Genomic DNA, 11,994 nt, shown 5'->3' with positions numbered 1-11,994 from the left:
TTGTACGGGTCCGTGGAGGCGGGCGCGTGGAAGAGCTTTCGGGCCGGCTCAGCGGTCTGATCCTGGCGGGTTTCGACGGGACCACCGTTTCGGACGAAACGCTTTCGTTCATTGCGGGGACGGCAGGGGCCGTCCTCTTTCGCCGCAATATCGCGACGTCCGAGCAGACTCGCGCGCTCGCCGATGTGCTGCAAGCCGCCCGCCCGCCAGGACGGCCGCCGCTATTGATCGCGATCGACCAAGAAGGCGGCACGGTGCAGCGTCTCGATGCGCTCGGCGTGTCGGCGCCGTCGGCCATGGCGCTCGGGGCCGCGGGCGACACGGCGTTGACGCGCGACGTCTATCGCGCGATCGGCACGGACTTGCAGGCGCTCGGCATCACGCTCGACCTCGCGCCCGACGCCGACGTCAACACCGACCCCGACAATCCCGTGATCGGGTTGCGCTCGTTCGGCGGAGAGGCGGGCGCGGTGAGCACCCACGTCGTCGCTGCCGTGCTCGGGCTGCGAGACGCCGGTGTGGTCGCGACCGCCAAACATTTTCCCGGCCACGGCGGCACGAGCCTGGACTCGCACCTCGTGCCAGCCACCGCGTCCGGCGATGAGCAGCATCTGCGCGCGGTGGATCTCGCGCCGTTCCGCGCGGCCATCGATGCGGATGTCGACGTCGTCATGGCAGGTCACATCGCCGCACCGGCACTCGACCCTGCCGGCAGCCCCGCAACCCAGTCGCGCGCGCTGCTGCGCGGCCTGCTGCGCGACGAGCTCAAGTTCAAGGGCGTCATCTGCACCGATGATCTGGAGATGAAGGGGCTCGGTGATCGGACCATCGAGGAAGCTGCCGAGGCCGCACTTGCGGCGGGAGCCGATCTGCTCTTGTTCGCCCACGTCGAGACGGCGCGCCGGGCGCTGGCCGCGTTGCACGCGGCTGTCTCCGCCGGCCGGCTGAGCGCGCCAGAGATCGAGGCGAGTCTTGCGCGCGTGGAGGCGCTGCGCGCACGCGCGCAGATGCTGACGGCGGGCGCACGCGAGCGGCCGGTCGATCGCGCGGCGTTCGAGCGCGACCGCGCCGTGCTCGCGCGCGACGTCGCGCGCCGATCGGTGACGCTCGTGCGCGCGCGCGGCGGAGCGCCGCCGCTTGCGCTGCACGCGGGCGCGCGCGTGCTGGTCGTCAATTTCATCGAAGGCGGTCCTGCGAAGTCCACGGGAGCGCGCGTCGAAAGCGCGCTCGGCAAGGCGATCGCCGCCGCCGGGTATCGCGTCACCGAACAGCTGCGCGATCTCGATCCGGCCGGTCACGAATACAAGCAGCTGCTGCTGGCAGCCGGGACCGCCGATGCATTCGTCGCGCTCACGCGCCGCGCGTTCGCGCACCCGCTGCAGGCGCGAGCGGTGGCCGATCTCGCGCTGTTCGGCAAACCGGTCGTCGCGGTTGCGGCGCTCGAGCCGTACGACGCGTCGCATCTGCCGGACGAGGTCGCCGTCATCGCGTCATTCGGCGACGGCGACGTCGAGCTGGAAGCCGCCGCCGCGGTGCTGCTCGGCCGCGCGCCGGCGCAGGGACGGTTGCCGGTCGCGCTCGCGGCGGCTCCTCACGCGGTGCCGACGGTATGACCCGACCCGCAGGTACATTGGACCGCTCCCTGCCCGCTGCGCGCGCGCTCGTCGAGAGCTCGATCGGACGCGTGTGCTCCTGTGCGGTGCTGCACGTGCGGCTCTCCGGCGACATCGTGTGCGAAGCCGCGTTCGGCGAGGTCGCGCCCGGGGGCGCGGTGGCGGGCAACGATGCGATCTTCGATCTTGCGTCGCTGACCAAGATCGCCGTCGGGACGGCGCTGCTCGTGCTGCTCGACCAGCGCCGGTTCGCGCTCGACGATCCGATCGTGGCGACGTTCCCCGAGTTCGCCGGCCGCGACGCGCGACGCGCGATGGTCACGTTCAGGCATCTGCTCACCCACACGTCCGGTTTGCCGCCGAGCGTGAACGCGCGCGCGGAGAGCAGTGCAGCGCGCGTCATCGAACGCGTATGCGCGACGCCGCTGACCAATGCGCCCGGCGAGCGAGTCGTGTACAGCGATTGCGGGTTCATCCTCGCAGGCGAGGCGGTGGCGCGATTATCGGGCGTGCCGCTGCCGATCGCGCTGCAAAGCCTGGTGTTCGACCCGCTCGCGATCGCCAGCTGCGGCTACGTTCCGCAAGGCGCGATCCTCGATCGCACCGTCGTCACCGAACGCGACGAATGGCGCGGCAGACTCTTGCGGGGCGAGGTCCACGATGAGACGTGCTGGTCGATGGGCGGCGTGGCCGGGCACGCGGGCCTGTTCGGCGCGGCGGCGGACGTCGGCCGTCTCAGCGAGCTGTATCGGCAAGCGGGGCAGTATGCGGGGCGGCGCGTGCTGTCGCGAGCGACGTCGCAGAGCGCCGTCAAAGAGCACGCGCGCTCGCACGACGAGCGGCGCGGCCTGGCCTGGGCGCTCAAGTCCTCAAACGCACGGCCGTGGGGCCGATCGCTTTCGCCCAACACCTACGGACATACCGGGTATACAGGGACCTCGCTGATCGTGGATCCCAAACGCGCGCTCACCGTCGTGCTGTTGACCAATCGGGTGTACGTGACTCGCGAGCCCGGCCCGATCGCGGACCTGCGCGCCGCCGTGCACGACGCGGTGATCGCCGAGCTCGAACCTCTAAGACCCATGGAGCGGTCGAGTTTACTCGACCGTCACCCGTAGATGCGCGTCATCGGTCTGATGTCAGGCACCTCGCTGGACGGCATCGACGCAGCGGCGATCGACCTCGAGCGCCACGGCGACCGCCTCGACATCGCATTGCTCGGGCATGCGACCTCGCCGTACGACGCCGAACTTCGCGCTGCTTTGGAAGCCGCGCTCCCACCCAAGCAGGGCAGCACGCGCGACGTGTGCGCGCTCAACGCGCGCGTCGGGACCGCATTCGCCGAAGCCGCCACGCGCCTGTGCGCACGCGCCAGCATCGACCTGGCAAGCGTGGATGCGATCGGTTCGCACGGCCAGACGATGTATCATATGACGTCAGGACGTCCTGAGACCCGCGCCACCCTGCAGATCGGCTCGCCCGCCATCATCGCGCAGGCGACCGGCGTGACCACCGTGGGCGATTTCCGCGTGGCCGACGTCGCCGCCGGCGGCGAAGGCGCGCCGTTGGTCCCGTTCGTCGACTACCTCTTGCTGCGCAGCGACACCGAAAGCCGTCTGGCGCTCAACATCGGCGGCATCGCCAATGTCACCTGGCTGCCGGCGGGGCGTGGCCCCGAGCAGGTGCGCGCGTTCGACACCGGTCCGGGCAATATGCTGATCGACGCGTGCGTGCGATTCGAATCGCACGGCGTGCAGCGTTACGACCGGGGCGGCGCGCTCGCGCAAAGCGGCCGCGTCTCCGAGGCGCTGGTCGACGAATTGATGGAAGAGCCGTGGTTCCGCCGGCCAAGCCCGAAGTCGACCGGACGCGAAGAGTTCGGCGAAGCCTACGCGGGCGACGTGCTGCAGCGGGCTGCGAACCTGGGCGTCAGCGGCCCCAATCTCATCGCCAGCGTGACCGCCCTGACCGCGCGCACGATCGCGGCCGCGGTGCCGCGCGACTGCGCTCGCGTGATCGTCTCCGGCGGCGGCGTGCACAACCGCGCGCTCATGAAGATGTTCGAGGACGAGCTCGACCGCCGCTCGGTAAGCGCGGTGATCGAGCGCTCCGACGCGTTCGGCATGCCGGTCGACGCCAAGGAGGCGATGGTGTTCGCGGTGCTCGCGCACGAAGCGCTGTACGGACGACCGAACAATCTGCCGTCCGCGACCGGCGCGCGCAGCGGCGTCGTCATGGGCGTCATCGCCCCGGGCAAGAATTTCCCCAAACTCATGCGGGCGCTATGGTCGACCACCTAGACACGGTCATCGGCGTGGACGCGGGCGCGAGCGCGATGACGGGAGTCCTCGCCGCCGCCGACGGTTTGCCGATCGCGTGGGCGAAGGCCGGCGGCGCGAACGTCTCAAGCGCCGAGGAGTCCGTCATCGTCCGCAATTTCGCGCAGGTCTTGCGGCCGTTGCTGGCCCGCGGCGGTGCGCGCGCGCTCTGCGTCGGCGCCGCCGGTGCGGGCGACGCGCAGCGGGCCGGCCGGCTTGAAGAACTGCTGCGCCCGCTCGTGCCGGCACGGACCGTGCTGACCGTCGTGCACGACGGGCGCATCGCGCTGCGCGCCGCGACCGCCGCCCGGCCCGCGATGGCCGTCATCGCCGGGACCGGTTCGCTCGCATACGGTGAGCGCGCCGACGGCACGCCCGTGCGTGCGGGCGGCTACGGTCCGCAGATCGGCGACGACGGCAGCGCATACGAGATAGGTCGCGCGGTGCTTCGTCACGGCGCGCGCGTCTTGGACGGGATCGAACCAAGCGGTCTGCTCAGCGCTGCGCTCCTCCGCGAGCTCGGCGCGGCAAGCGTGACGGATCTCATCGCGCAGTTCGAGCGCGAGCGCGCGCCGGTGGCGCGGATCGCGCGTCTGGCGATGTTGGTGGGGCCGGCGCACGCGCAAGGCGATCCGATCGCCGCGCAGATCGTCGAACGGCAAGGGGCGCTCCTGGGCGCGCTCGCGGTCCGCGTCGCCGGCGCCGTTCGCGATGGGGATCGGCCGCTGCCGGTCACGCTGGCCGGCGGCGCCTTCGAAGCCGTGCCGCAGCTCGCGCACGTGGTGACTCGGACACTGGGCGCTCATCCGTGCGTCGTCACCCGTCTGCAGGTCGAGGCGGCGTTGGGAGCCGCCGCGCTGGCGCTCGAGGCGCTCCGGCATGGATGACACACCGCTTCCTTTGACTGAAGAGATCAATCCATCGACCGCGGATCTGGACGTCCTCGACACCCACGAACTGTTGCACCGCATCAATGACGAGGATCGGCGCGCCGCCTGGGCGGTCGAACGGGAGCTCGACGTCATCGGCGCCGCCGTAGACGCGATCGCGCAGCGCCTGGCACGGGGCGGCCGGCTGCACTACTTCGGCGCCGGCACGAGCGGCCGCATCGCGCTTGGCGACGCCGCCGAAATGCCGCCGACGTTCTCCGTGGCGCCGGATCTGGTGGTAGCGCACATCGCCGGCGGTCCCTCTGCGCTCGTGAGAGCGGTCGAAGGCGCCGAGGACGACGCTCAAGCAGGCGCCGACGAGGTCGCGGCTGCGCGCATCGTGGAGCGGGATGCGGTCGTCGGGCTTTCGGCGAGCGGGCAGGCGCCCTACGTGCTCGGCGCGATGCGCGCGGCGGCAGCGGTGCGCGCGTTGACCGTCGGCATAACCAACGATGCGAACGGACCGCTGGCGCGCAGCGTGCAGATCCCGATCGCGCTGCTGACCGGCGCCGAAGTGGTGGCAGGCTCCACGCGCATGAAGGCCGCATCGGCCCAGAAGATGGCGCTGGCGGCCATCAGCACTGCCGTGATGGTCAAGCTCGGCCGCGTGCACGGCAATCTGATGGTAGACGTCGCCGCGAGCAACGCGAAACTGCGCGCCCGGGCACTGCGCATCACGACGCTGCTGTCCGGCAAAGAAGAAGAAGAAGCGCGCGCGGCGCTCACGGCGTGCGACTACAGGGTCAAGCCGGCGGTGCTGATGCTGCGCCGCGGCGTCGCGCGCGACGAAGCGACGGCGCTGTTGGAGCGCAGCGGGGGCAGCCTGCGACGCGCCCTCGAAGCTATGTAGTCCCGCGCTCTTGAGCGCGGGCGAATAGCGCAGCGTCCGCAAGCCACGTCCAGCCGCCAAGGTACGCGGGCAGCTCGGCCGCAAGCGAAGGATGGATCGCGGCGGCGAATATCTCTGCGGAATCTAACAGACGCGGACCAGGGCGATTGACGTATGCGTTGCCGTCCACGACTGCGACCCGGCCCGAGCGCACGGCGCGCAGCTCGTCCCACACGGAAGTGGCGCTCAGGTCGCGCGCCGCTGCCGCGGCGGCGGTCAGATCGAAGCCGCACGACGCGATGATGATGACGTCGGGGTCAGCTGCCGCGATCGCGGCCCACTCCAAGCGCGCAGAATCCGCGCCGGGATTCGCAAGCACGGGAGTGCCGCCGGCGAGCTCGACCAGTCCCGGCGTCCAGTGGCCGCCGCTCATCGGCGGATCCGTCCACTCCAACACCAGCGTTGGCGGCCTGGCAAGACCTGACGTAAGAGCGCGCAAGTGCCGCTCGCGGGTCCGCAGCCCCTCGACCACAGCCTCGGACTCGCCCACATGTCCGGTGAGCTCGCCGATCGACCCGATGGTGGCATACACGTCATCCAGGCTCGACGGTTCGAGCGAGACCAGTCGCGGGTCGCCGCTCAAGCGCCGCGTCGCCGCGCAGACGGTATCGTACGACACCGCGCACACCGGACAGAGCTCTTGCGTGAGGATAAGATCCGGGCGCAGCCGTTCGAGCAATGCGGCGTCAAGCGCATAGATCGAGGAACCGGCGTGCAGCGACGCCCGCACGTGGCGATCGATGTCGCCCGCGCCGCCGCCCGGCGGCAGCGCGCTGCGCGTGAGGCGCGGTTTGGCGCGCGCCGCAGCGGGAAAATCGCACTCGTGGGTGACGCCCACGACATGGCCGCCTGCGCCGATCGCGTAGAGGATCTCGGTGGCGCTTGGCAAGAGGCTGACGATGCGCATGGCTATGCGCCTGCCTTTGAATTAAGGCGCGTCGATTCCCTTAACGGCCGCATAAACTAGGTTGCATTTGCACAACGCGCCGTTAACCGCCCGATAAGCTCGCCCTCGTACATTTATGCCACGCCGTCCGATGACAGGCGGTGGTCGACGCTTTGCGGGGAGGACTCGTGAGTAAAGCTATTCTTAGCGCGTGCGCAGCGGTGTGCGCGTCGGTCGAGTTGCTGGCGGCGCCGGCGATGTCAGCGCCCGCACCCGTGCCCGCCTCTTCAAGCGTCGGCGCCGTCGCCGGAACGGTGAGCGACAGTTCCGGCACGGCGCTGGCGGGCGTCGTCGTCTCAGCCAACGGCGCGTCCCAGGCGTCGACCACCACGGACAACAAGGGCGGCTTCGCGTTCTTGTCGCTTGCGCCCGGGATCTACACCCTCAGCGCTTCCAAAGGCGGCTACGTCTCGACCAGCGTGACCGACATCTTCGTCCTAGCAGGTTCAGCGGTCCAGGTGACCATCACGCTGGCCCAGTCGTCCTTCTCGTCGATCCGTTCGCTGGGCCGCACCGTCGTGACCGCTCATCGCGGCGGCTTCAACACGACGCCCGCGTCGGTCGCCGTGGTCACCCCGCAGATGTTCCGCGATCAGGGGCAGCTCCAGGTGGCGCGCCTCATGGATCAGACGCCCGGCATCGTCACCGGCCACCCGGGCACCAGCGCGAACGCAGCCGCACCGGGCGCCATCACGTTCCCCAACATCCGCGGCGGCCTTTCGTTCGAGACGGCGTCCCTGATCGACGGCCACCCGGTGTCGGTCGGCGCCTTCGGCGACTACGTGACCACGTTCTTGAACTCGTACCTGCTCAGCGACGTCGAGGTGATCAAAGGCCCAGGCGCATCGGAGCCGGAGATCAACTACGCCATCAACGGCACGGTCAATTTCCGTACCCGCGAGCCGACGCGCAAGCAGATCGAAGCGGTCGACTTCGGCGTCTACGGCTACGGCGGCACTTTTTCGAACTTCCTCGCCTCGGGGACGGTCGACCGCGGCAAACTGGGCTACGTGTTGGACTACGCGGTCAACGGCACGAACGGACCGCTGAACCAAGACGGCTACTTCACGACGCTCTCGACTGCGCCCATCATCAACGGCATGAAACAGGTCGGCTTCACGACGAGCGCGACCAACAACCCGATCTACCAGAACAATCCGTTCGCCGGCAATTCGACCCTCATCGCATGCTGCTTCCCGGTCAGCACGACGTTCGACAACAAGAACGAACTCGCGAAGTTCCGCTACAACTTCTCGAATTCGACGTCGGCGACGGTGAGCTACTTGGGCAGCCAGACCTGGACCGAACAGAACGGCAACCACCTCAGCCAGATCCTGACGAATTTCGCACCGGCGAGCGCCGGCAACTACAACGGCCCGGTGCCCGCCGGCCCCATGGAGGTGTGGCAGAACATCTTCTTCCCGCCCGGCGAGTGGGAGGTCAACAACGAGCCGATCTTCCAGGCCGAGGTCCGCACGGCGATCAAGAAAGACACGATGCTGGTCCGCTGGTACTCTGCGAGCATCAACCGCCTGCAATACAACGGCCTGACCACGCCGCAAGAGCTCACCGGCTCGACCATGAACCTGTACGGCACGGTCACGGTGCAGGCCACGCCGAATCCGGCGAACACCTCCACGCCGGCGCCGCCGCCCGTGCTCACCACGTTCCGCGGCCAGCCGGCCAACCTCGTCATCCCGCAGCAATACTTCCAGCAGACCGAAGAGGACAAGCTGCACGGCGGCTCGTTCGAGTACGATCATCCGATGGGCGAGGATGACGTCATCACCCTCGGCTACGATCAGACCAACTCGACGACCAACGCCTATAGCTACGGCGCGACGAACCCGAATCCGACGCCGTCGCCGCCGGCGATCCCGAATCCGACCGGCCTGACCGTGACCAACACGGTGCCGGCGGGCTCGTACCAGCATTTCGGCACCGTGCTGTTGCGCGGCATCTTCCAGGGCGGTTCGGACTGGCAGTACATCCTGTCCAACTACTACGAGATCTACACGACGCACTCGTCGCCGGACGCCGGCATGACGTTCAACACCGTCACGAACTACCATTACGACGTCCGGGCCGGCATCACGTACCATCCCAACCCGAACGATTCGTGGCGCTTGTCGGCCGGCACGTCGATCGCGCCGCCCTATCTCGCGCTGGTCTCGACGCCCAACTCGACGCCCGTGCCCAACAAGACCAACACGTTCGCCACCGACACGCTCAACAACCCGAACCTCAAGCCGGAGACGGCGTTCGGCGGCGACCTCGGCGAGGACATCCGCTACGGCGACGGCTTCAACATCATCTCGTGGGACGTCTACACCACCGGGCTGAAGAACCAGTTCCTGACCTCGCAATTCTCCAACGGCACGGCGTGCGTCGTGCCGTCAGGCGGCGGCGCTTGCATCGTCATGCCGGTCTTCACGACCCAGAACCAGAACTTGGGCACGGCGTACTACGGCGGCATCGAAGGCTCGCTGCGCCGCGCCCCGCCGATCGGGTTGGGCTGGACGGTCCAGGGCGCGCTGCTGCGCGCCTTCCCGTACGGCATGCAGCCGTCGTTCTACGCCACGACCGCGGGGCCGTACACCACGAACCTGGCGATTCTGCCCGGCCTGAACTACCTGAGCAGCGGCAACTCAGGATCGCCCGGCGGCTTTAACGCGATCTCGAACCAGAGCATCCCCTATGCGCAGGGATACGGCGAGCTCAACTACACCGGTTCTAATGGATACTACTATTCGCTCGGCACGACGTACTACGGCAACAACAACTCATACAACGTGCCGCCGTTCTTCGTCTGGAATGCGACCGCGCGCTTTCCGATCGTGCGCAACGCATATGCGCAGGTCTCGGTCGACAACCTCTTCGGCATCTGGTCGGGAGTGGCCATCAACCAGTTCGCGGGCAACGCGCAGCCGCTGGCCAACGGCAAGCTCGGCTTGACGAACGGCAACGTGGTCGGGCCCGGCGTGGTGCGGATGTTCATCCACTACCAAGTCGGCGGCTAAGAGCCCAGCCAAAAAAAGTGTAGCGGTCGAATTCATTCGACCGCTACGCGTTTTCCACCGACTCCGATCGTCTACGCCGTTTGGCGGTACTTGAACGATATGGTCAGCAGCTTCTGCGAGTTGCTGGCCGTGAGATTGGCCGGCACGAAGACGGTGCCATCGGCGCCACAGTTCGTGAAGGTCAGACCATCGCCGCCTTGTTTGACGTCGTTGCACAGATACGTGTCGCTTGATGCGACGTTTGAGCCCTTGTAGTGATCGACGACCTCAGCGACTTCGCACGAGTCGGTGTTGGTGCGCATCGTCTGGAAGGTCCGCGCGACGCCTGCATCGCCGCCGTGATAGGCGACCGAGATCACCGCGGCGTCGCAGTTCGTGAAGGCTTTGGAGAAGCAGTTCTCTGCGGCGAGCACCGCCGCGCTGTTGCTGTTGCCGATCTCCAGGCTGCCGCACACGCCGCCGCCGTCGGCGACCATTCGTGCGGGCGTAGGAGAAGCTGCGGCGGTCATGGGAGCGATCAACGCCGTGCACAAGGAAAGGGCCGCTGCGGCAGCCGCCACGCGATGAAAGCCGATTTTGGGACCTGCGAGCATGAGGATGAGTCTCCTTTCGCCGTGATGTGCTTACCCCGGGTATACTAACGCTTCGCGCATAAGGTTACATTATCGCGACGCCGATCGGCGGGTCTTGGGCGGTTCCCAGGCCGGCGGGCGTCCAGGCCCCAGGCCGCCCCACAGGAGACGGCAAAAAGCGGGCATAATACCGAGCAACCGTTACGCTCCGTTCTGCTCGCACGAAGAATGGCGCCGTCGTCGCACATGCTCATGTGACGGCGTCAAACGTGCGTAGAGCGAGCGGCCCACGTGAAAGGGGAGACCATGTCGAAATCCGAGCGCCCCGATAAGTCGCTTACCCGCAAAGATTTTCTCGGCGGCATCGGCGTCGCCGCCGCCGCCGCCGCGGGCGCGAGCACAGGCGTCGCGACCTCGCTCGGCTATGCGCCGGCGACCGTGGCCGACAACGCGCCCATCCTGATCGGCGACGTCGACGAGACCAGCGGCGTCTATGCGGTCAGCGGCGCGAGCCAGTCGCTCGGCAAGAAGGTCTGCGTCGACGAGTGGAACGCCAGGGGCGGCGTGCTGGGCCGCAAGATCCAGCTCATCCACGCCGACACCGCGGCCAAGCCCGACGTCGCCGTGCCCAACGCCACTAAGCTCATCGAGCAGGATCAGGTCGACGTCCTCGTCGGCGAGGTCTCGTCAGGCGTCGGCCTAGCCCTCTCGGCGCTGGCGCAGCGCCTCGGCATCGTCTACGTCGCCGCGGGAACGCACGATACGACGATCACCGGCAGCAACGCGCGCCTGTGCTGCTTCCGCACCACGGCCGCCAACTCGATGCTCGCCAACGCCACCGCCAAAGCGCTGCTGCCGTTCGGCAAGAAGTGGTTCTTCATCACCCCGGATTACGCGTACGGACATTCGGCGCAAGCCGGTTTCCAAACCGTCCTTGAAGCCAACGGCGGCCAGTCGCTCGGCAACGAGCTCACCGCGTTCCCCGTCAACTCCGGCGATTTCACCGCGCAGCTGACCAAGGCCAAGAACAGCGGCGCCGATGTGCTCGTGCTGAGCTGGTACGGCGGCGATCTCGTCAACGGATTGAAGCAGTACGTGCAGCTGGGCCTGGACAAGGTGTTCAAACAGGTCGGAGGGCCGCTCAACGGCGTCGAGGTCGGACTCGGGTATGGTCCGGAGAACAACCGCGGCATTTGGGGCGCACCGTGGTCGCCCGATTATCCGACCGAAGGCTCCCAGCAGCTCGTCGCCAAGCTCAAAGCGGCCGGTGCCACGTACGTCGACTGGCGCATGTACCTGGGCTGGCTGGCGACCGAGGCCGCGATCACCGGCATCCTGCGCGCCGGCACGACCGAGGCGACGCGCCTGGTGCACGCGATGGAAGACCTCACGTTCAACGGCCTGCAGAAGAAGTTCTGCCACATCCGCGCGTGCGACCACCAGAACGAGCTCGATGTGGTCGTCCAGCAAGCCATCCCCAAGTCGCAATGGAAATACACCAACCAGTTCTTCAAGATCACGCAGATCGTGCCGGCCAGCGAAACCCTCGAGCCGTGCAGCCAAAGCGATGCGCCGGCGAAGCTGGCGACCCAGACCATCCCAACGCGCGAAGGCTACACCCCGAAGACCAAGGCGTAAGCCGGCGCGCGATCGGTTGGACCATCAGGAGGCGCCGGCCGCCAAACCGGCGCCTCTCACGTAGCGGAG

General features: G+C 68.0%; 9 protein-coding genes. 7 read left to right on the top strand and 2 right to left on the bottom strand.

All coding sequences use genetic code 11. The features are described from left to right. Positions 1-26: 26 nt before the first annotated feature. Genes VKF82_05350 through murQ form a run of 5 tightly spaced genes read left to right on the top strand, consistent with a single transcriptional unit; the run spans position 27 to position 5,710 of the window. A complete protein-coding gene (locus VKF82_05350; GenBank protein ID HME81482.1) occupies positions 27-1,613 on the top strand; it encodes a glycoside hydrolase family 3 N-terminal domain-containing protein in 1,587 nt (528 codons plus the stop codon). After that, entirely contained in the window at positions 1,610-2,731 is a 1,122-nt protein-coding gene (locus tag VKF82_05345; GenBank protein HME81481.1) for a serine hydrolase, read from the top strand. The genes VKF82_05350 and VKF82_05345 overlap by 4 nt, the downstream gene beginning before the upstream one ends. Further along, positions 2,732-3,913, top strand: coding sequence for an anhydro-N-acetylmuramic acid kinase (locus VKF82_05340; GenBank protein ID HME81480.1), 1,182 nt, complete (start codon positions 2,732-2,734; stop codon positions 3,911-3,913). After that, complete coding sequence (locus tag VKF82_05335) at positions 3,898-4,818, top strand: BadF/BadG/BcrA/BcrD ATPase family protein (protein ID HME81479.1); 921 nt, start codon at positions 3,898-3,900, stop codon at positions 4,816-4,818. Before VKF82_05340 ends, VKF82_05335 begins: the two co-directional genes overlap by 16 nt. Next, a complete protein-coding gene (murQ, locus tag VKF82_05330; protein ID HME81478.1) occupies positions 4,811-5,710 on the top strand; it encodes an N-acetylmuramic acid 6-phosphate etherase in 900 nt (299 codons plus the stop codon). The genes VKF82_05335 and murQ overlap by 8 nt, the downstream gene beginning before the upstream one ends. Here murQ and VKF82_05325 read toward each other — a convergent pair. After that, a complete protein-coding gene (locus VKF82_05325; protein HME81477.1) occupies positions 5,703-6,656 on the bottom strand; it encodes a cobalamin-binding protein in 954 nt (317 codons plus the stop codon). The genes murQ and VKF82_05325 overlap by 8 nt on opposite strands. Before the next feature lie 167 nt (positions 6,657-6,823). Here VKF82_05325 and VKF82_05320 point away from each other — a divergent pair, with 167 nt between their 5' ends. Then, complete coding sequence (locus VKF82_05320) at positions 6,824-9,715, top strand: TonB-dependent receptor (GenBank protein ID HME81476.1); 2,892 nt, start codon at positions 6,824-6,826, stop codon at positions 9,713-9,715. A 71-nt stretch (positions 9,716-9,786) separates the two neighbouring features. Here VKF82_05320 and VKF82_05315 read toward each other — a convergent pair whose 3' ends face one another. After that, complete coding sequence (locus VKF82_05315; GenBank protein HME81475.1) at positions 9,787-10,308, bottom strand: hypothetical protein; 522 nt, start codon at positions 10,306-10,308, stop codon at positions 9,787-9,789. Between the two features lie 285 nt (positions 10,309-10,593). On the opposite strand from VKF82_05315, the gene VKF82_05310 reads away from it, so the two are divergent. Further along, complete coding sequence (locus VKF82_05310) at positions 10,594-11,925, top strand: ABC transporter substrate-binding protein (protein ID HME81474.1); 1,332 nt, start codon at positions 10,594-10,596, stop codon at positions 11,923-11,925. Positions 11,926-11,994 lie beyond the last annotated feature (69 nt).

The sequence above is a fragment of the Candidatus Eremiobacteraceae bacterium genome, assembly GCA_035314825.1.
Taxonomy (GTDB): Bacteria; Vulcanimicrobiota; Vulcanimicrobiia; order Eremiobacterales; family Eremiobacteraceae; genus JAFAHD01.
This window is presented reverse-complemented; position numbering and strand designations above follow the sequence as displayed.

What these genes read in the sequence shown, in the direction of transcription:
- VKF82_05345 (HME81481.1), top strand. Translation starts at nt 1,610, where the DNA reads ATGACCCGACCCGCAGGTACATTGGACCGCTCCCTGCCCGCTGCGCGC.
- VKF82_05340 (HME81480.1), top strand. Translation starts at nt 2,732, where the DNA reads ATGCGCGTCATCGGTCTGATGTCAGGCACCTCGCTGGACGGCATCGAC.
- VKF82_05335 (HME81479.1), top strand. Translation starts at nt 3,898, where the DNA reads ATGGTCGACCACCTAGACACGGTCATCGGCGTGGACGCGGGCGCGAGC.
- murQ (HME81478.1), top strand. Translation starts at nt 4,811, where the DNA reads ATGGATGACACACCGCTTCCTTTGACTGAAGAGATCAATCCATCGACC.
- VKF82_05325 (HME81477.1), bottom strand. Translation starts at nt 6,656, where the DNA reads ATGCGCATCGTCAGCCTCTTGCCAAGCGCCACCGAGATCCTCTACGCG.
- VKF82_05315 (HME81475.1), bottom strand. Translation starts at nt 10,308, where the DNA reads ATGCTCGCAGGTCCCAAAATCGGCTTTCATCGCGTGGCGGCTGCCGCA.
- VKF82_05310 (HME81474.1), top strand. Translation starts at nt 10,594, where the DNA reads ATGTCGAAATCCGAGCGCCCCGATAAGTCGCTTACCCGCAAAGATTTT.